Origin of the sequence: Pseudodesulfovibrio sp. lm2024 (assembly GCF_051175575.1) — a bacterium.
Classification (GTDB): domain Bacteria; phylum Desulfobacterota; class Desulfovibrionia; order Desulfovibrionales; family Desulfovibrionaceae; genus Pseudodesulfovibrio; species Pseudodesulfovibrio caledoniensis.
The window spans coordinates 3,636,429-3,654,411 of the sequence record NZ_CP195092.1 but is presented as its reverse complement, the minus strand read 5'-3'; the positions used below and the strand labels follow the sequence as shown (position 1 = coordinate 3,654,411).

The window sequence follows — 17,983 nt, the reverse complement described above, 5'->3', positions numbered from 1 at the left end:
TCACTCCTTTGCCGGGACCAGTCCGGCCCGGCGGATGTCCTCGAGGTCCGAGGCCGCGTCGCCGCCCCTGGTGGTCAGGTAGTCCCCGACCATCAGGCCGCTGGCCCCGGCGGTGAGCAGCTCGCGCTGCCTGTCGGCACCGAAGACCGTGGGCCGTCCGCCGCAGATGCGCAGATGGCGGTCCGGGAGCAGGAAGCGGTACAGGGCCACGATGGTCAGGGCCTCCTCGGGCGAGAGCGGGGCCCGGCCTTCGAGCGGGGTGCCCGGGATGGGCGTCAGGAAATTCATGGGCACGGACGGCACGCCGAGCTCGCGCAGGAGCAGGGCCAGCTCCACCCGGTCGTCCCAGGTCTCGCCGATGCCGAAGATGCCGCCCGAGCAGACGTACAGCCCGGCGTCAAGCCCGGCCCGGACCGCGTCCACGTCCTCTTCGTAGCGGTGGGTGGAGCACATTTTCGGGAAGTGCGTGGCCGAGGTCTCCAGGTTGTGGTGGTAGCCGCGCAGCCCGGCCTGTTTCAGCCGGGCCAGCTGGCCGCGCTCCAGGATGCCCGGCGACAGGTCCGGGATCATGCCCAGTCCGGCCACGCGGCGGATGGCCGCCTCGAAGCCGTCCATGTCGCGTCCGCCGACCAGCTTGCCCGAGGCCACGATGCCGAAGCGGGTCGCGCCCGCCTCTTTTGCTCGGGCGGCGGCATCGGCGATCTCGTCCGGGGAGAGCAGGGGATACTCCGGGCTTTCGGCCGCGTGGTGCCCGGACTGGGCGCAGAAGGCGCAGTCCTCGGAGCAGGTCCCGGACTTGGCGTTGACGATGGCGCACAGGCCGACCTCATCGCCCAGGTGCGCGGCGCGGATATTGTGGGCGTGGGCGAGGAGCTCCGGGAGGCGTTCCGGCGCTTGTTCAATAAGGCACAAGATCTCCGCGTCGGAGGGCAGGATCCCGTCAAAGGCTTTGCTTGCAATGGATTCGAGGCTCATGGGGGCGTTGTGGGGCAGTCGGGCAGAGAAGTCAAGTCGCCCGGAAATGCCCGCCTGGCGTGCGAATGTGAATTAAAGAATTTATCAAAGGGGGTTGCTTGCAATAGAAAAATGGTTACCATATGGACTGAACTATTTCTGGAGGTTTCAAGTATGGAATTCGATTTCTTCTTTGTGGACGGAGTACTGTCTTTCGCCCTGATGGCGTTTCTGGCGAGCCTGGGACCGGTGGTCGGTTCGTTTTTCAAAGCCTGCTGCCCGACCGCGATCCGCACGATCCGCCGGTTCGGCCGGAAGCATCCCGCGCTGTTCGCCGAGTCGGACGACTTCTATTGCTTCTTCCACAAGGACGCCCTGTACGGCGTGTAGCCCAGCCCTCGGCCGGTTTCAACCGGAAGGCCGGAAGCGGATTCACCCCCGCTTCCGGCCTTCCGGTTTTTTTATCGAGATTCGGTCCCCTATTGCGAAGCCTGACAACCGCGTCGCAGGCGCAAAACGGGATGCAAGGGGGCGAATCCTATCGCTGCTGTCGCTGTCTCTAAGGCTCGAGGACTCGCCTAAGAGCTAGTGCTGCCCGCCGGAGGCGAAGTCACCCTACACTCGCCGCGAAGCGGCTTTCAAAACCTGATTTCGCCTTTCTCCCGCCTCAAAATCAGTCCCGCATCAAGGCATAGACCGCCTTGGCCGTCCAGCCTTCGCTGCGCTCGGCCACGCGCCGGGCGATCTCCTTGGGCTTGCCTCCGGCCTCGGTCTCTTCGGCTATGCGCTCGAGGATGATCGCCTCCTCCGCCTCGCCGTCGTCACCGCCGGGCGCGATGATCACGGTCAGCTCGCCGCGCAGCTCGAAATCGAAGTCGTCGAGCGCGCCGAGATTGCCGCGCAGGAACTCCTCGTACTCCTTGGTCAGCTCGCGGGCCACGCAGAAATCGCGTTCGCCCAGGATGTCGCGGGCGATGGCCAGGGTGCCCGCCAGGCGGGTCTTGCGCTCGAACAGGACCAGGGTGGCCCCGGTGTCTCGGTGGGCCCGGAACATTTTTTCGGTCTGGCTCTTCTTGCGCGGCGGGAAGCCGAGGAAGGTGTAGGGCAGGGGCGGCAGCCCGGACGCGGACAGGGCGGTGACCGGCGCGGACGGGCCGGGCACGGGCGTGACCCGGTACCCTTCGTCGCGGCAGGCGCGGACCAGGGTGAAGCCGGGGTCGGACAAGAGCGGGGTGCCCGCGTCCGAGATGAGGGCCACGGTCAAGCCGTCGGCCAGTTGGTCCAGGACCTTGGGCAGCTTCTTGTCCTCGTTGTGCTCGAAAAACGAGATCAGCCTGCCGTGCCGGGTCAGTCCCAGCCGTTGAAAGAGCAGCCCGGCCCGCCGGGTGTCCTCGGCCAGGACCACGTCCGCGTCCATCAGTATGGCCCGCGCCCGTGGCGACAGGTCGTCCGCATTGCCCAGGGGGGTGGCCACCACGTAAAGGGTGCCGGTATCGCTCATGCTCTCTGCCCGTCCAGTTGAAAGACGTTTTCCTCGATCTCCACGGAAAGGGACGCGCCCGTGTCCGTGACCGAGGCCAGGTCGAACCGGCACGGCTCGTCCCAGAGGTCGTGCGCGGTCAGGTAATGGCTGGCGGCCTTGATCAGCCGCGCCTGCTTCTTGCGCGTCAGGGCCTCGCCCGGCGCGCCCATGGCCCCGGCCCGCCGGGTCTTGACCTCCACGAAGACCACGGTGTCGCGGTGGCGGCAGACCAGGTCCAGCTCCCACTGGTGGAAGCGCCAGTTGCGGTCCAGCACCTTGTACCCCTTGGACGCGAGGTGCCGCGCGGCCGCGTCCTCGCCCGGGGAGCCCCGGTGTTCGGTCCGGCCGTCCATGGTCCGGCCGGACAGCAGTTTCGTGAAGAATCCCATGCCTTGGAGGGATAGCATAGGGCAGCCCGCCTTGCCAGACGGGAGCGGTGCCTATTTCCCGGCCAGTTGTTGGAGCACGGCCTCGGGAGTGAACTCGTAGGCCGCGAGGTCGGGGTTGCAGGTCTTGGAGAACCGCCTGAAGTCGACCCGCTTCCAGTTGTCCTGCGTCAGGACCGGGCGGTACGTATCCAGATTATCGCGGGTGATGGCTTTCATGTGGGAGCTCTGGACCGGCTGCGCGAAAACGTGGCCATTGTAGTCGTCCAGGGCCATGATCAGGGCCCAGGCTCCTTCCATGAAGTGCCCGCCGACAGTGGCCAACATCTCTTCCTCGCGCACGGCCCGGATGCCCTCCTCGGTCCAGCCGACGCCTACGGTCAGGAAATCCACGGACGGAATCAGTCCGTGTGTCCGGGCGGCGTCCATGGCGCCGAGGGCCATGTTGTCGCTGGCGGCCCAGTAGGCACGGGCCAGGGGGTACATGTCCAGCATCCGTTCCGCCTTGTAGCGGGCCTTGGCCCGTTGCCAGTCGGCGATGACGAAGCGGTCCACGACCGCGCGCGGCTCTTTGGCGACGGCCTCTTCCATGCCCTTTCTCCTGAGGGAGGCCGGGGAGATGACTTCGTATGCGCCGAGGCCGGCCATGTGGAGCTTCCCGTCCGGCGCGGTCAGGCCCAGGGCGAGCCCCTGCTCGATGAGCAGCTTGGCCGAGAGATAGCCCGCCTCGCGGTCGTCCGGGGAGATCTGGCCGATCCAGTGCGCGAACCGCTCCATCGGGCGGCCCACCGCCGCCTGTTCGCTCTCCACCGGCCGGGTGTTGCAGATGATGGATTTGACGCCCGCCCGCTCCAGCAGCGGGAGCAGGTCAACGGTGGTTTTGGCCTGGTAGACGTAGATCGCGTAGTCCGGCACTTCCTCGGCCAGTGCGGCGCGCGCATTTATTGGGACCAGGAACCTGTTGTCCGAGGGGATGATGCGCAGGTCCAGGCCGAGATTGTCCGCCGCGGCCCGCATGAATTCGAAGAACATGCGCCAGAAGGGGCGGTCGGCCACGTCCGCCGGGGAGAAGAACATCACGGACGGCGCGCGTACGGCGTCCGCTCCCAGGACGGGAGATGGGATATGCGTCAGGAAGAGGCTTAGTATGATCGCGGCGAGAAAGGGCTTCACCGGGAGTTGTCCTCAATAGTGTACCGCCATTGGTTGACCGACAGTATCCGCTGGGAAGAAAGGAGGCAAGAGCGCAGTTGCATTCTCCCTTTCGGCAAGCCGTTTTTTGGGCTATGTCGGTGGCAGGAGGCGCGTATGCGATATGCCATGATCGGCGGCGGTCCCGGCGCGTTTGTCGGCCAGGTGCACCGGCGGGCCCTGGCCCTGAACGGACAGGCCCGGCTGGTGGCGGGGTGCTTTTCCCGCGATCTGGAGAAGAGCCGCGTCCTGGGCGCGGAGCTCGGCCTGGACGAGGACCGGATCTACGCCACGCCCGAGGAGCTGGCCCGGCTCGAGGCCGGGGACATCGATTTCGCGGTGGTGGTCACCTCCAACGAGGCCCATTACCCCAACGTTAGGGCGTGCCTGCAAAGCGGCATCAACGTCATGTGCGACAAGCCGTTCACGCACACCTCGGCCCAGGCTCGCGAGCTGGTGGACCTGGCCCGCGAGCGGCGGCTGGTCCTGGGCGTGACCTACACCTACGCGGGCTATGCCATGGTCCGGCAGATGCGCGAGATGATCGCGCGCGGCGACGTCGGCGAGATCCGCTTCGTCAACTGCGAGTATCCCCAGGGATGGCTGGCCGAGCCGCTGGAGACCACGGGCCACATCCAGGCGTCCTGGCGGGCCGACCCCGAGCGCGGCGGCGGGACCCTGTCGCTGGGCGACGTGGGCTCGCACATCGAGTATCTGGTGCCCCACGTCACCGGGCTCAACCTGACCCGGCTGGCCGCGCGGCTCGATTCCCTGGTGGAGGGCCGCGCGCTGGACGACAACGGGACCATCCTGACCGAATACGACACCGGCGCGCGCGGGCTGTACTGGTACTCCCAGGCGGCCACCGGCGCGGTCAACGGGCTGCGGCTGCGCGTGTATGGCGACCAGGGCGGGCTGGAATGGTTCCAGGAGGACCCGGACCACCTGCGCTACACGCCCCTGAACGAGCCCGCCCGGATCATCACCCGGGGCGCACCGGACATGCTGCCCGGGGCCATGGCCTATTCCCACACCCCGGCCGGGCACCCCGAGGGATGGCTGCTGGCGTTCGCCAACATCTACCGGTCGTTCTGCGCGACTATCGCCACCGGCGCGGCCGTGGATTTTCCCACCGGGGAGGACGGGCTGCGCGGCGTGGAGTTCATTGAGGCGTGCCTGGAGAGTTCGCGCAACGACGCCGCCTGGATGGAAGTCGGGTAGGAAACCGGCGGGCGGGAAGGGCGCTTGCGGGCTTCTCTCGCGCCCGCAGTTGGTACGTACACGGAAAACAAGACACGGAGATGCCCATGCGCTTGATCAGGACCCTTATTCTTTTCCTGGTGTTTTGTCCGGCTGCGTTCGGCCCTGTCCAGGCCGCCACGGCCGCCGCGCCCGAAACCGGGGCGCCGGTCGATTGCCTGCCCGCTTGCCCGGACTACGGGCGGATGATCAGCTGGGCCGCGCTGCCCGACAACCCCGGCAAGGCGGTGGACGTCTTCTACGTCTACCCGACCATCTATCCCGAGACCACGCCCCTGAACATGGACGTGTTCAACCAGGCGCTGCGGGCGGACGTGCAGGGGCTGCTCAAGGCCCAGGCCGGGGTCTACTCCGGGGCGGCCAACCTGTATGCGCCCTATTACCGCCAGGTATCCTTTGCCGCGCTCGACCCGGAAACGGACATGACCCTGAACCCCTATTTCCGCGTCGGGGCCGACGACGTGCACCGCGCCTTCGACTACTACCTGAATTTCCTCAATCAGGGCCGCCCGTTCATCCTGGCCGGGCACAGCCAGGGGTCGGTGGTCCTGCTCGACCTGTTGCGCAGCCGGTTCAGGGACCCGGTCCTGCGTGAAAAACTCGTGGCCGCCTACGTCATCGGCTACTCCGTGACCCGCGAGGACCTGCGGAAATACCCGTGGCTCCGCCCGGCCACGGGAGCCGACGACACCGGGGTGATCGTGTCCTGGAACACCCAGGAGCCCGGGGCCACGGGGTCGCCCGTGCTGCGGGAGGGGGCCATCTGCATCAACCCGCTCAACTGGCGGACCGACGACACCATGGCCGACAGGAACCTGAACCTGGGCGCGGTCTTCTTCGACGATTTCAAGGGCAAGGTCCTGCGCATGGTCCCGCAGTACGCCGGGGCGCGCATCAACCTCGACAACGGGGCCCTGGAGACCGTGCCGCCGGACAAGATGGAGATCGGCCATTTCCCGCCGGGCGTGCTGCACAAGTTCGACTACGCCTTCTGGTTCCGCAACCTGGAGCGCAACGTGCAGACGCGTATCGACGCCTATCTCAAGGGCCACGGCTCGTAGGGGGCCATTGACAGCCGGGGACCGCCCTCGTAGGTTCGCACCATGCCGCGATACGCCGAGTCCCTGACCGACGCCCACCGGGCGTTTCTGACCGATCTGTTCCCCGGAGACGGGTGCGTGCTCGATCCCGGGCAACTCAACGCCTTTTCCACGGACGCCAGCCGCATGCGCTCCATGCCGTGGGCCGTGGTCCGGCCCGAGTGCCGGGAGCAGGTGGCCGAGCTGCTGCAATGGGCCGACGCCGAGCGCATGCCCATATACCCCCGCGCGCGGGCCACTGGCCAGGTGGGCAACACCGTGCCGCTGCTGCACGGGGTGACCGTCTCCCTGCTGCGCATGAACCGGATCATCGACATCGACGAGCGGGACTTCGCCGCCGAGGTGGAGCCCGGGGTGATCACCTCGGACTTTCAGAAGGCGTGCGCCGAAAAGGGGCTGTTCTATCCCCCGGACCCGGCCAGCGTGAAGATATCCACCATGGGCGGGAACATCTCCACCTGCGCGGGCGGGCTGCGGGCCGTCAAGTACGGCGTGACCCGCGACTGGGTGCTCGGCGTGGAGGCAGTGCTGCCGGGCGGCAAGGTGCTGGCCATGGGCGGCCGCGCCCAGAAGGACGTGGTCGGCCTGGACCTCAAGCGTCTGTTCGTGGGCGCGGACGGCAAGCTCGGGCTGATCACCCGGGCCACGGTCAAACTCATCCCCCTGCCCGAGACGTCGAGCTCGGTCCTGGTCGGCTTCGTGAACCTGGCCGCCTCCATGGACGGGGCCAAGGCCGTGTTCGGGGCCGGGCTGCTGCCCTGCGCCTGCGAATTCATGGACGCGACGACCATCAAGGCCGTGCGCCTGGGCGGCGACATCCCCCTGGCGAAAGAGGCGCGGGCCGCGCTGCTCTTCAAGTTCGACGGCACCCCCGAGGGCGTGGCCGCCGAGATAGACCGGCTCCAAAAGGCGCTCGCGCCCCTGCGTCCGGTCTCGGTCGAGGTGGGCGAGGGCGCGGCCGAGGAGGCGGTCTGGGCCGCGCGTCGGGACATCTCGCCCGGCTCCTACCGGCTGCGGCCCAACAAGCTCTCCGAGGACCTGGCCGTGCCGCGCGGCCGGGTGCCCGAACTGGTGGACATCGCGCAAAAGGCCGGGGCCGACGCCGGGCTGCCCGTACTCTGCTACGGGCACCTGGGCGACGGCAACATCCACACCAGCATCATGCACGACGCCAGCCGTCCCGGCGAGGTGGAGGCCGCCCACCGGGTCAAGGAGCGGCTGTTCCGGGCCGTCGTGGAACTGGGCGGGACCATCTCCGGCGAACACGGCACCGGCCTGACCAAGGCGTCCTTCGTGCCCGAACAGCTCGGCGCGGACCAGCTCCACTACATGGAGGCCGTGCGCCGCGTCTTCGACCCCAACGAGATCATGAATCCCGGCAAAGGGTGGTAGGGCGCGCCGCCTTTTGGCGGTCCCGCGAATACACTTCCCCCGTCTGATATAGAATTAGTCTATAGATGTTTTTGATACTCCGGCTTATCTCGATTTGTTCATAGTTATATCAACATGATATGGGAATTCACTATGAATCCCGTATTGTCCGTATTGTCCTCCCGTTGGCTGTACCGCGCCGCGCGCGTCATCCTGGGCGGGCTGTTCCTGGTGGCCGGCGTCATCAAGCTGACCGATCCGGAGCAGCTGGCCGTGGTCATCGACGCCTTCGGGCTTGTGCCCCGGGGGCTGGTCATGCCCGTGGCCTACATCCTGCCTGTGGTGGAGATCGTGGCGGGCGCCGGGTTGGTGTTCGATTTCCGGGGCAGCCTGAAGACCATCGCGGTCCTGACCGTGGTCTTCCTGGCCGTGCTCGGCTACGGCCTGCACCTGGGCCTGGACATCGATTGCGGCTGCTACGGGCCGGGCGACCCCGAGGCCGAGGCCTTCAGCGGGTTGCGGATCGCGTTTTACCGCGATCTGCTCATGCTGGCCGGGATTCTGTACTGTTACTGGTGGCGGAGGTTCGCGAGCGGACGCGTCCTGTCCTGACAATCTTATTGTGGTTCCCAAGGAGAGTTTCATGCGTAGGAATGTATTGCTGTTGTTTGTTTGTGCGGCCCTGTTGCTGACCGCGTCCTCGGCCTTTGCCGGGCTGTTCGGCGACAAGTTCGAGGATGAGGCGGTCAAGGAGGAAGGGGCCGTCAAGCTGGTCCGGGAAGTCCAGCAGGGCGGTTACGACGTGATCAACTCCGAGGATCTCAAGGCGTGGATCGACTCGGGCAAGAAAATGATCATCGTGGACACCATGCCGTACGAGGCCAGCTACAAGAAGAATCACATCCCCGGCGCCGTGGCCTTCGAGTTCCCGGTTCCGCTGATGGAGACCTGGGACACCACCAAGACCGCGGGCAAGACCGAGGCCGACTACGAGGCCCTGCTCGGCCCGGACAAGAACGTGCCCATCGTGGTCTACTGCGGCTTCGTCAAGTGCACCCGCAGCCACAACGGGGCCATCTGGGCCAAGAAGCTCGGCTACACCAACGTCATCCGCCAGCCCGGCGGCATCTTCGCCTGGAAGGGCAAGGGCTACCCGGTGGAGACCGAAGACTAGTCAACCCGGCCTTTGCACCGAATCCTCGGTGCAAAGGCCTTTTTTCATGACCGATACCATGCAATCCCCCCTGGCCGACACCATCGCGGCCCGCGCCGAGAACCTTTACCGCACCCGGCAGCACCTGTGCGCCGACGCCGTCCTGCTCGCCTTCAACGAGGGGCTGGACGGGGGACTGACCGAGCAGCAGGCGGTGGGGCTGACCTCCGGGCTGTCCATCGGCCAGGGCGGGGCGGGGTGCCTGTGCGGAGCGGTCAGCGGCGGGGCCCTGGTCCTGGGGCTCTTCCTGGGCGGCGAGGGCAGGGCCTACCGCGACGCGGACAAGGTGCGCGAGGCGGTGAACGCGCTGCACGCCCGGTTCAAGGACGCGCACAAGTCCACCTGCTGCCGCGTGCTGATAAAACCGGTCAAGGACGACGAGGCCGCCCATTTCCAGCAGTGCGCCGGGCTCACCGGGGATGCCGCGCGCATGGTCGCTGAGATACTTATCGAGGCCCGTCCGGAGTTGGCCGAACGCGCCGACCGGCGCCGGTTGGCGGTCCGGGATTCCAAGGGGCGCGGGCTGGTGCGCCGGGTCATCAACCGGCTCTTCCGCTGACCCCGGACCGGTTGCCAAGGCAATCCGACGCGGGTAGGACCTAGGCCATGGCCGAACCAATCTCCCAACACGTTTCCCACTGCATCCTGTGCGGCAAGTGCCTCCAGGCCTGCCCGCTGCTCAAGGCCACCGGGCGCGAGGAGCTCGGCCCGCGCTCCAAGTCCGACCTCTGCCGGGTCCTGGCCGAGGACCCGGACAGGCTGTCCGAGACCGACGTGGCCAGGCTGGCCGGGCTCTGCCTGGGGTGCGGCCGGTGCCGCGAGGTCTGCTCCCAGGGCCAGGACGTGCCCGGCCTGGTGGCCGCGCTGCGCGCCGCGCACCCGAATTTCAAGTCCTGGCTGTGGAAGACCTGGCTGATCCGCGCCCGCCAGCTCTGGTCCCCCAGCGCCAAGGCCGCCGGGCTGGTGCCCGAACGGTTCCGCACCGAGAAGCTCGGCCCCATGCTCAAGATGCTCGCGGACATGACCGGCGGGCCCGGACTCGAACCCTTTCTGACGCCGACGTCCTACCCGGACACCCTGCGCGGCGAGAAGCTGCTCCTGTTCGCGGGGTGCACGGCCAATTTCGTGCAGGGCCGCTGGCTCATGGCCGCGCTCAAGCTGCTCGACGGCCTGGGCGTCGAGGTCCTGCCCGGCGACTTCGCCTGCTGCGGCTCGGGCCTCAAGGGGGCCGGGTTCGCGGACGAATCCGCGGCCATGGCCGCGCGCAACCTGGCGGTCTGGCGCGAGGCGGGCCGTCCGCGCATCGCGGTCTTCTGCGCCTCCTGCCTGGCCGGGCTCAGGGCCTACGACTGTTTCGAGACCGAGGCCGAGTCCGCGCAATGGATGGATTCCCTACTGCCGTTGTCGGTTGCTATGCGCGGTGTTGCATTCGTGATATCCGGCAACGTGCCGGAACGGTTGGGATATCACCACCCGTGCCACGCCGGGCCGATGGATTCGGACCGGGATTTCCTGCGCCGGGTTCTGGGCGACCGGCTTGTCAGGGTCACGGACGAACAGTGCTGCGGCTTCGGCGGGATCATGCGTCTGGCCGCGCCCGGCCTGACCGAGCCGGTCAACCGGCAATGCTGGGACGCGCTTAAGGGCGCGGACGCGGTGCTCTCCGGATGTTCGGCCTGCCTGGCCCAACTCTCGGCCACCGCACCGGACGGGGTGGCGGTGGGCCACTGGCTTGAAACCATAAGGTAGGTATACATGTCGGACAAGATTTCGCCGGTAGCGGTCATGAAGGACGCGCTTCGAGCGTTCAGGATGGCCCCGGCCGCCTATCTTCCCCTCCTTCCTCTCGCCATGGCCGCCGATTATGTGTCCATCATGGCCCCCGACGTCCTGAGCAAGCATTCCTCCGTCGTCATGTGGGTGCCGATCCTGATCATGGTGCTGGTCAATCCCTGGCTGTATCGCCGGATTATGCACCGCACCATTCAATGTCTGCGGGGCCGGGAAGAGCCTGTCGGGAAGTTCTGGAAGTTCGTCATGGGAGTTGTGGCCATCGGCATCGTCACCAAGCTGCTGGCGTTTGTGATCGGTTTTTTCCCCGGCATGGGCCTTTTGATCCTTTTCGATTCGCCCAATACCCCGGATTTTCTCTCGCTGATCAATGACGTGGTCATGATGATCCTTTTCCTTCGTTTTGGCTTCGTCCTGACGGCGATCGCCGTGGATGACCAGTACGATTACTCGCTTGCCTGGCGTTTGGGCAAAAAACATACGCTGCGGATGATCGTGACGACGCTCCCCTGCCTGGTCTCCTATTTCGGGTTGGCCATCCTCTTCTATTCGCCCGATGGCGGACCGGCCCCCATTCATAAACCGGCATGGCTCCTCGCGTTTGCCGTGAGCGAGGCATTTTTGCTGTTCACGATCATGATCTATTCGGCCTGGTATGTCCGGCTCAGGGAACGGCATGAGGCAGCCGCGAAGGCGCTCGTCCCGGAGGAAACCGTTTCCGGCCCGCCGCTGTCAACGGACGCCGGACTCGTTCAGAATCAGGAAACATGGGAGAAAGTGTGATGTCGAAAAAGATTTCGCCCTTTGCCGTGGCCAAACAGGCCGTGGCCTTGAGCTGGAGACGGAAGTGGACGTTTTCGGGGCTGCTGCTGATCAGCATGGTCCCCGTGGCGGCGGGCATGGTGGCCACTGCGGTGTCGACCGGCGTCGGGCAGGTGTCCTTCCTGTTGTTCTTCCTGACGTTCTGCGTGCACCTCCTGGGCATGCTGTTCCTGGTGACCGCGTCCAACCATCTGGCCGTGACCATGCAGCGCGGGACGGGCACGGTTCTGCCCAGACCCTTCTGGCCCGCCATAGGCCGGGTCTTTGTCCGGGGGTTGATCATCGTGGCCCTGCTCTTCGCGGTCATGTTCGTCTTCATGATTCCCCTCGGGGCGTTGATCTACATGTATGTACCGCAGGGCGGGGGGGCGTCCTTGTCGCCGATGCCCATGCTGCTGGGTTTCTGCGTGGTCGTTGTCGGCTACGCCATCGTCCTGGCCATCATGCTGCGCCTCGGGATCATGATCCCGGCCGCGGCCGTGGGCGAGGCGGTCCGGGTGCGCGAGGCCCTGGCCCTGACCCGGGGCCACTCCTGGCGCATGTTCGGGGCCATGATGCTGATCGCCGTGCCGGTCATCGTCCTGGGCGGAATCTTCCAGTTGTTCGTTTTTTCCTCCGCTCCCGGCGAATTGGGGGCGGGCCTGATTATTATGGGCCTGTTGACCTTCGCCCTGGACCTGTTCTCCTGGATCGTCATGCTGGTCATGAACGCGGTCTGGTACGAGAAACTGCGCCTGCGCGCCGCCGGTCCCGTGGCCGGTTCGGGCCCGGCCTTCGAATTCGCGTCCGGAAGCGCCCCCGGCAATGGTCCCGACCCGCGCGCCGGTTCGGGCGTAGGACCGTACGCGGATTTACCGGAGGGCGAATAAGACCGTGATTATTTCCCCTCGGCATCAGCGGTGACAACGTAGCCCGTGCCCGATTCCCCCTGGTTCATACGCGCCGAGGAGACCTGGCGGACGGCCCTGCGCCGGATCGGCGGGGTCCTGCGCGCGGCCTTCGGGCGCATGCGGGCCGAGCCGCTGCCCTTTATAGTCAGCGCCGTGATCCTGTATCTGTGGTCGTTCGCCTCCAAGCTGCTGCCCTTGCGGCGGCTGGAGGGCGCGTACCTGTACACTGCGGGCTGGTCGTGGTCGGTCCTGGGGGCGTTGCTGGGTCTGGCCCTGGTCGTGGTCGTGGCGGGCGCCGTGCTGCGCGGGGACGGGGAGCGCGGGTTTTTCGGGCCGGATTTCTCGCGCCGGTTCCTGCGGGCGCTGCCCTACGCCTTCTGCTATTACCTCTGCTTCGGCCTGGCGTGGGGGCTGCTCGGCTGGGGCGTGCAGTGGCTGGCCGAGCCGGTCTTCGGGAAGAATCCCTTTTTCTTGTGGACCGCATCCTATTATGTGGGGGCGCTGCCGCTGCTGTACCTGCTCTGCAGCTTCGGGTTCACCCTGGCGGGCGCGGCCGCCGGGGAGCGCGTGTCCTTCCGGCGTTCCTGGGGGCTCTCGCGTTCGGTGGCCGGAACCCTGTTTTTGACTGCGCTGTTGTGGTGGGCCGCCCGGCGGCTGCCGTCCGACATTTTGTCCCACGGTTTTCCCTCCAGCCTGTTCACCCTGATATATTCGAAGTGGCTCCAGGTCCCGGTCCAGTGCTGCGTATCCGTTCTGGGCTGGGCCGTGGGCGCGGCCTGGTACCGGGAGTTGCGGACCGGCGCGGGGGAAACCGGGCGCGCCGGGTGACGTCTTCCGCCGTTGTTTTTCCGTCCCGGAAGGGCCCGGAGCCGTCCCTTTTACGCCCGGCCCGCTTTGTGCTATCCCTTGTGTCCGCCCGGAACAGGGGCTGTCACACGATTGTCGCGTTGACTTTCCGTTTCCCGACGTTATCTTGCACTACAGCGTTCGCGGCCGCGCACTGAAGGGCCGCCAAAGATTTTCTGGAGAACCCATACATGCTCAAAAAGATCTTCGGTTCCAAGAACGACCGATACCTGAAGAAACTCAAGCCGATCATCGCGCAGATCAATGCGCTCGAACCGGAGATGGAGGCCTTGGCCGACAGCGACTTTCCGGTCAAGATCGCGGCTTGGAAAGGGCAGGTGGCCGCGGGCGAGAAGACCCTCGACGATCTGCTGCCCGAGTGTTTCGCCCTGGTCCGCGAGGCGGGCAGACGCGCCTTCGATCCGCCCATGCGCCACTTCGACGTGCAGCTCATCGGCGGCATCGTCCTGCACCAGGGCAAGATATCGGAGATGAAGACCGGTGAGGGCAAGACGCTTGTCGCCACCCTGGCCGTGGTCCTCAACGCCCTGTCCGGCAAGGGCGTGCACGTGGTCACGGTCAACGACTACCTGGCCTCGCGCGACGCCGAGTGGATGGGCCAGCTCTACAATTTCCTCGGCCTGACCTACGGCGTCATCGTCCACGGCCTGACCGACCAGGAACGCCAGGTGGCCTACGCGGCCGACATCACCTACGGGACGAACAACGAGTTCGGCTTCGACTACCTGCGCGACAACATGAAATTCTACAAGGAGCAGCTGGTCCAGCGGCCGCTCAACTTCGCCATCGTGGACGAGGTGGACTCCATCCTCATCGACGAGGCGCGGACCCCGCTGATCATCTCCGGGCCGGGCGAGAAGTCGTCGGGCCTGTACCGCCGCGTGGACGCCATCGTGCCCAAGCTGGTCAAGTCCAGCCCCATGGACCCCGAGGACAAGGATGCCGTGCCCGACGGCGACTTCGTCCTGGACGAGAAGACCAAGTCCATCACCCTGACCGACGCGGGCGTGGAGAAGATCGAGGGGCTGCTCGGCGTGGACAACCTGTTCGACCCGCAGAACATCTCGCTCCAGCACCACGTGCTCCAGGCGGTCAAGGCGCACCACTGCTTCATCAAGGACGTGGAATACATCGTCAAGGACGACCAGGTCGTGCTGGTCGACGAGTTTACCGGCCGCCTCATGCCGGGCCGCCGGTTGTCCGACGGGCTGCACCAGGCCATCGAGGCCAAGGAGAACGTCAAGGTCGAGGCCGAGAACCAGACCCTGGCCTCCATCACCTTCCAGAACTTCTTCCGCATGTACGACAAGCTGGCCGGCATGACCGGTACGGCGGACACCGAATCCGTGGAGTTCCAGCAGATCTACGGCCTGGACGTCATCGTCATCCCGACCAACATGCCCATGGTCCGCAAGGACAACCCGGACTCCATCTACAAGACCCAGGAAGAGAAATACAAGGCCATCGCCGCGGACATCGAGGCGTGCTACAAGTCCGGCCAACCCACCCTGGTGGGCACGGTCTCCATCGAGAAGTCCGAGCTGCTCTCCAACCTGCTCAAGAAACGCAAGGTCCCGCACAACGTGCTCAACGCCAAGCAGCATGAGCGCGAGGCCGAGATCGTCCTGGAAGCGGGCCACAAGGGCAAGGTGACCATCGCCACCAACATGGCCGGTCGCGGCACCGACATCAAGCTCGGCGAGGGCGTCCGCGAACTGGGCGGCCTGCACATCATCGGCACCGAGCGCCACGAGTCCCGGCGCATCGACAACCAGCTGCGCGGCCGCGCGGGCCGTCAGGGCGATCCGGGTTCGTCCCGCTTCTACCTGGCGCTCGACGACGACCTCATGCGGCTGTTCGGCTCCGACCGCCTCAAGGGCATCATGGAGAAGCTCGGCCTCGAGGACGGCATGGCCATCGAGAACAAGATGGTCAGCAACGCCATCGAGAAATCCCAGACCCGCGTGGAAGGCCACCACTACGAAATCCGCAAGCAGCTGCTCGAATACGACGACGTCATGAACCAGCAGCGCGAGGCCATCTACGGCCTGCGCCGCGAACTCATGGAGTCCCGGGAGGTCGAGCCCATCGCCACGGAGTACGCCGAGGACCTCCTGGAGGAGATCCTCGAGCCCGCCCTGGACGCCAAGGGCGGTCCGGACAAGGAGATCGAGGAATCGGTCCGGGCGCGGTTGGAGGAGGTCTTCAATTTCGAGCGCTTCCCGGAGTGGTCCAAGTCCGGCCTGCCCGACATGGAGCAGGCCCGCAAGTGGGTGGACGAGATATTCGCCTACCTGCGCGCCTCCACCTCGGAACACTACCAGGAGATCCTGCGTTATTTCCTGCTCGACTCCCTGGACCGCAACTGGAAGGAGCACCTGCTGAACATGGACCATCTGCGCGACGGCATCGGCCTGCGCGGGTACGGCCAGAAGGACCCCAAGCAGGAGTACAAGCGCGAGGGTTTCGAGCTCTTCTCCGAGCTGATCTACACCATCAAGGAGAGCGCCCTGCGCTCCTTCTCCCACCTGCGCATCCAGGCCGAGGTCAAGGACGACGAGTTCAAGCACGAGGAGACGGACGACCTCCAGTACACGGACAGCGAGTCCGCGGCAGACAAGAAGCCCGCCACCGTGCGCAAGGACGCCAAGGTGTCGCGCAACGCCCTCTGCCCCTGCGGCAGCGGCAAGAAATACAAGAAGTGCTGCGGGGCCTAGCCCCGGCGATCACGGCATGGCAAGCCCGGTCCGGCACCCGCCGGGCCGGGCTTTTTCGCCTCCGGCCCCCGGCTCGGCGGTATTGCCTTCGCCGGGGCGAGAGTGTATTTTCCGCGCCATGTTTCGCGCCCTCGTCCTCCTTGCCGCGCTCCTCGCCGCCCTGTCGGCCTTCTCGCCCCGCGCCCTGGCCCAATCCAATGTGACCATGGGCAACGAGCCGGGCTTTCTGGTGGCCGCGCCGACCAACGTGAGCAAGGACCTGCAGCTGCAGGGCGGGCTGGGCCACGTGGCCCGGGCGGACTTCAGCAACGGGCTGGGCAGCGTCAGCGTGACCCGCGCCTCCCTGGCCGCCGACTATTCCATCTTTCATCTGTCCTATGACATCGACTACTTCGACTGGTCGGGCAAGGACGACCTGGGCCGCCGGTTCGGCGCGGGCGGGGGCATCACCCCCTGGGAGACCCTCCAGGACATCACCCTGCGGGCCCGGCTGCTGAACAACCGGCTCACGGACAAATGGCGGTACTGGGTCAATGCGGAGGTGAACGCCTCCTATGAGAAGGTCGCGCCCGGCGCCGTGGGCGTGGGCGTGGACGGCGGGGCGGCCTACGACTTCTGGGACGGCTGGATGCTCGGGCTGACCGCCCGGACCGTGGCACTGTCCGCCCTGAACAGCGACCTGTTCGGCGACGTGGAGCTGGGGCTGGCCGTGGCCGTGTCGCAGAAGACCCTGCGCAAGACGCTCCAGTCCGTGGGACTGCTCCAGGACGCCGAGCCGGGCTCGGAGCGCATCGCCCTGAACTTCGCCGTCTCCACCCAGGAGAAGACCTACCGGCTGGCCCCGGACAACCCGATTTACGGCGACGGCTATCTCAGCGTGGTCCGGTCCAAGGTCGGTCTCTACCTGGAATACATGCCGAACAAGGCCCTGACCTTCAGCGTGGGGCCGGAATACCACTATAATCGGAAATACAAGCTGTACAACAAGGCGGGCTCGTACAAGTCGTCCCACGACCTGGACAACGCCCTGGGCGGATTCGCCCGGATTCTCTGGCGGTTCTGATCCGGCGGGGCGGCTAGTCCTGCGTCGCGAGGTGCTCGTTGCCCACGGTGGCCATGCGCCAGCGGGCCGCGTCCACGTCCTCGCCGCCCAGAACCTTGCGGGCCAGCTCCCAGACCTCGTCCATCTCGTCCGGGGAGAGGGCGTAGCCCCGCCCGCGCACGAAGGACTCCAGGGCGGGCCGGTCCCTGAGGGTCATGGCCTCCCGGATCAGGTCCGGATCGGCCAGGGCGTCGCCCACCAGCCGCGATAATTCGTCCCTGCTCATTGCCGCCTCCTTGTCACCGCACCGTGACGCAGGTGATGCTGTTCTTGGGCGAACCCTCGACCACCCGGTCGCTGTAGACCATGTACACGAGGACGTCCCGCTTTTGATCGTAGAAGCGGACCACCTGCATGGACTTGAAGACCAGGGAGGTGCCCTTCTTGAACACCCTGTCCCCGTCGGCCTTGCCGCTTTTGACGCGCTCGGGCACTTCGATGTCCCCGGTGGCCACGCACATGAGCGAGGCGTCGGACGGGTCTTCGGCCACGCCGATCATGCCCTTGACCCCGCCCTTGCGGGCCCGGCTCAGGTAGCAGGTCACGCCCGCCACGTCCGGGTCGTCAAAGGCCTCGACCACGATGTCGTCGTCCCGCGAGAACATGTGGAAGACCGTGTCCACGCTGCCGATGACCTCGGAGGCCACGGGGGCGGGAAACATGCCGCACGCCAACAGGACCAGCAGGAGCGCCCGGAACAGCCGGGCGCGCTTTCTGCGCCTGTTCTTGAGAAAGTCTAGAGAATGCATTGAACCTCATGTATCAACAGGCGGCAAGGATGGCAAGAGTGATTATCG

General features: G+C 66.2%; 19 protein-coding genes. 13 read left to right on the top strand and 6 right to left on the bottom strand.

Annotated elements, in window-relative coordinates:
- The gene (gene bioB / locus ACR42D_RS17020) at positions 1 to 975 is read right to left on the bottom strand and encodes a biotin synthase BioB (RefSeq protein ID WP_484567975.1); all 975 of its coding nucleotides are present in this window, start codon (positions 973 to 975) and stop codon (positions 1 to 3) included.
- Positions 976 to 1,128: 153 nt separating this feature from the next.
- On the opposite strand from bioB, the gene ACR42D_RS17015 reads away from it, so the two are divergent.
- Entirely contained in the window at positions 1,129 to 1,344 is a 216-nt protein-coding gene (locus ACR42D_RS17015) for a hypothetical protein (RefSeq protein ID WP_484567974.1), read from the top strand.
- Between the two features lie 283 nt (positions 1,345 to 1,627).
- Here the strand turns inward: ACR42D_RS17015 and rsmI are convergent, their stop codons facing one another.
- Genes rsmI through ACR42D_RS17000 form a run of 3 tightly spaced genes read right to left on the bottom strand, consistent with a single transcriptional unit; the run spans position 1,628 to position 4,035 of the window.
- Positions 1,628 to 2,455, bottom strand: coding sequence for a 16S rRNA (cytidine(1402)-2'-O)-methyltransferase (gene rsmI, locus ACR42D_RS17010; RefSeq protein WP_484567973.1), 828 nt, complete (start codon positions 2,453 to 2,455; stop codon positions 1,628 to 1,630).
- Positions 2,452 to 2,883 (bottom strand): YraN family protein, encoded by a 432-nt coding sequence (locus tag ACR42D_RS17005; protein WP_484567972.1) that lies wholly within the window; start codon positions 2,881 to 2,883, stop codon positions 2,452 to 2,454. The genes rsmI and ACR42D_RS17005 overlap by 4 nt, the downstream gene beginning before the upstream one ends.
- A gap of 33 nt (positions 2,884 to 2,916) precedes the next feature.
- On the bottom strand, positions 2,917 to 4,035 hold the full coding sequence (locus ACR42D_RS17000) for an ABC transporter substrate-binding protein (protein ID WP_484567971.1): 1,119 nt from the start codon (positions 4,033 to 4,035) through the stop codon (positions 2,917 to 2,919).
- 135 nt (positions 4,036 to 4,170) lie between these two features.
- Here ACR42D_RS17000 and ACR42D_RS16995 point away from each other — a divergent pair, with 135 nt between their 5' ends.
- The 12 genes from ACR42D_RS16995 (at position 4,171) to ACR42D_RS16940 (ending at position 17,147) form a co-directional block, all read left to right on the top strand.
- Positions 4,171 to 5,274: a Gfo/Idh/MocA family protein gene (locus tag ACR42D_RS16995; RefSeq protein ID WP_484567970.1), complete on the top strand. Its 1,104-nt coding sequence runs from the start codon at positions 4,171 to 4,173 to the stop codon at positions 5,272 to 5,274.
- 86 nt (positions 5,275 to 5,360) lie between these two features.
- Positions 5,361 to 6,374 carry a DUF3089 domain-containing protein gene (locus ACR42D_RS16990; protein WP_484567969.1) on the top strand — a complete coding sequence of 338 codons (1,014 nt, stop codon included), beginning with the start codon at positions 5,361 to 5,363 and terminating at the stop codon, positions 6,372 to 6,374.
- Positions 6,375 to 6,416: 42 nt separating this feature from the next.
- A complete protein-coding gene (locus ACR42D_RS16985; RefSeq protein WP_484567968.1) occupies positions 6,417 to 7,805 on the top strand; it encodes an FAD-binding oxidoreductase in 1,389 nt (462 codons plus the stop codon).
- A gap of 132 nt (positions 7,806 to 7,937) precedes the next feature.
- On the top strand, positions 7,938 to 8,396 hold the full coding sequence (locus ACR42D_RS16980; protein WP_484567967.1) for a MauE/DoxX family redox-associated membrane protein: 459 nt from the start codon (positions 7,938 to 7,940) through the stop codon (positions 8,394 to 8,396).
- A gap of 31 nt (positions 8,397 to 8,427) precedes the next feature.
- On the top strand, positions 8,428 to 8,958 hold the full coding sequence (locus tag ACR42D_RS16975) for a rhodanese-like domain-containing protein (RefSeq protein WP_484567966.1): 531 nt from the start codon (positions 8,428 to 8,430) through the stop codon (positions 8,956 to 8,958).
- 46 nt (positions 8,959 to 9,004) lie between these two features.
- Positions 9,005 to 9,556 (top strand): C-GCAxxG-C-C family protein, encoded by a 552-nt coding sequence (locus ACR42D_RS16970; RefSeq protein ID WP_484567965.1) that lies wholly within the window; start codon positions 9,005 to 9,007, stop codon positions 9,554 to 9,556.
- 47 nt (positions 9,557 to 9,603) lie between these two features.
- Positions 9,604 to 10,746, top strand: a complete 1,143-nt coding sequence (locus ACR42D_RS16965) for a (Fe-S)-binding protein (RefSeq protein ID WP_484567964.1) — start codon at positions 9,604 to 9,606, stop codon at positions 10,744 to 10,746.
- A 6-nt stretch (positions 10,747 to 10,752) separates the two neighbouring features.
- Positions 10,753 to 11,571: a hypothetical protein gene (locus ACR42D_RS16960; RefSeq protein WP_484567963.1), complete on the top strand. Its 819-nt coding sequence runs from the start codon at positions 10,753 to 10,755 to the stop codon at positions 11,569 to 11,571.
- Positions 11,571 to 12,479: a hypothetical protein gene (locus tag ACR42D_RS16955; RefSeq protein WP_484567962.1), complete on the top strand. Its 909-nt coding sequence runs from the start codon at positions 11,571 to 11,573 to the stop codon at positions 12,477 to 12,479. The genes ACR42D_RS16960 and ACR42D_RS16955 overlap by 1 nt, the downstream gene beginning before the upstream one ends.
- A gap of 45 nt (positions 12,480 to 12,524) precedes the next feature.
- Positions 12,525 to 13,328, top strand: a complete 804-nt coding sequence (locus ACR42D_RS16950; protein ID WP_484567961.1) for a hypothetical protein — start codon at positions 12,525 to 12,527, stop codon at positions 13,326 to 13,328.
- 209 nt (positions 13,329 to 13,537) lie between these two features.
- A complete protein-coding gene (secA, locus tag ACR42D_RS16945; RefSeq protein ID WP_484567960.1) occupies positions 13,538 to 16,084 on the top strand; it encodes a preprotein translocase subunit SecA in 2,547 nt (848 codons plus the stop codon).
- Between the two features lie 118 nt (positions 16,085 to 16,202).
- Positions 16,203 to 17,147, top strand: coding sequence for a hypothetical protein (locus tag ACR42D_RS16940; protein WP_484567959.1), 945 nt, complete (start codon positions 16,203 to 16,205; stop codon positions 17,145 to 17,147).
- 13 nt (positions 17,148 to 17,160) lie between these two features.
- Here ACR42D_RS16940 and ACR42D_RS16935 read toward each other — a convergent pair whose 3' ends face one another.
- Together ACR42D_RS16935 and ACR42D_RS16930 are read right to left on the bottom strand one after the other, a co-directional pair.
- Positions 17,161 to 17,412, bottom strand: a complete 252-nt coding sequence (locus ACR42D_RS16935; protein WP_484567958.1) for a hypothetical protein — start codon at positions 17,410 to 17,412, stop codon at positions 17,161 to 17,163.
- A 13-nt stretch (positions 17,413 to 17,425) separates the two neighbouring features.
- Positions 17,426 to 17,935: a CreA family protein gene (locus ACR42D_RS16930; RefSeq protein WP_484567957.1), complete on the bottom strand. Its 510-nt coding sequence runs from the start codon at positions 17,933 to 17,935 to the stop codon at positions 17,426 to 17,428.
- Positions 17,936 to 17,983: the final 48 nt, after the last annotated feature.

Bases quoted from the DNA above. Each gene is read 5' to 3' on its own strand.
- ACR42D_RS16935 (WP_484567958.1), bottom strand. From the start codon at position 17,412: ATGAGCAGGGACGAATTATCGCGGCTGGTGGGCGACGCCCTGGCCGAT.
- ACR42D_RS16960 (WP_484567963.1), top strand. From the start codon at position 10,753: ATGTCGGACAAGATTTCGCCGGTAGCGGTCATGAAGGACGCGCTTCGA.
- ACR42D_RS16970 (WP_484567965.1), top strand. From the start codon at position 9,005: ATGACCGATACCATGCAATCCCCCCTGGCCGACACCATCGCGGCCCGC.
- bioB (WP_484567975.1), bottom strand. From the start codon at position 975: ATGAGCCTCGAATCCATTGCAAGCAAAGCCTTTGACGGGATCCTGCCC.
- ACR42D_RS17005 (WP_484567972.1), bottom strand. From the start codon at position 2,883: ATGCTATCCCTCCAAGGCATGGGATTCTTCACGAAACTGCTGTCCGGC.
- rsmI (WP_484567973.1), bottom strand. From the start codon at position 2,455: ATGAGCGATACCGGCACCCTTTACGTGGTGGCCACCCCCCTGGGCAAT.
- ACR42D_RS16955 (WP_484567962.1), top strand. From the start codon at position 11,571: ATGTCGAAAAAGATTTCGCCCTTTGCCGTGGCCAAACAGGCCGTGGCC.
- ACR42D_RS16975 (WP_484567966.1), top strand. From the start codon at position 8,428: ATGCGTAGGAATGTATTGCTGTTGTTTGTTTGTGCGGCCCTGTTGCTG.
- ACR42D_RS16930 (WP_484567957.1), bottom strand. From the start codon at position 17,935: ATGCATTCTCTAGACTTTCTCAAGAACAGGCGCAGAAAGCGCGCCCGG.
- ACR42D_RS16980 (WP_484567967.1), top strand. From the start codon at position 7,938: ATGAATCCCGTATTGTCCGTATTGTCCTCCCGTTGGCTGTACCGCGCC.
- ACR42D_RS16990 (WP_484567969.1), top strand. From the start codon at position 5,361: ATGCGCTTGATCAGGACCCTTATTCTTTTCCTGGTGTTTTGTCCGGCT.
- ACR42D_RS16940 (WP_484567959.1), top strand. From the start codon at position 16,203: ATGTTTCGCGCCCTCGTCCTCCTTGCCGCGCTCCTCGCCGCCCTGTCG.
- secA (WP_484567960.1), top strand. From the start codon at position 13,538: ATGCTCAAAAAGATCTTCGGTTCCAAGAACGACCGATACCTGAAGAAA.
- ACR42D_RS16995 (WP_484567970.1), top strand. From the start codon at position 4,171: ATGCGATATGCCATGATCGGCGGCGGTCCCGGCGCGTTTGTCGGCCAG.
- ACR42D_RS16965 (WP_484567964.1), top strand. From the start codon at position 9,604: ATGGCCGAACCAATCTCCCAACACGTTTCCCACTGCATCCTGTGCGGC.
- ACR42D_RS16985 (WP_484567968.1), top strand. From the start codon at position 6,417: ATGCCGCGATACGCCGAGTCCCTGACCGACGCCCACCGGGCGTTTCTG.
- ACR42D_RS17015 (WP_484567974.1), top strand. From the start codon at position 1,129: ATGGAATTCGATTTCTTCTTTGTGGACGGAGTACTGTCTTTCGCCCTG.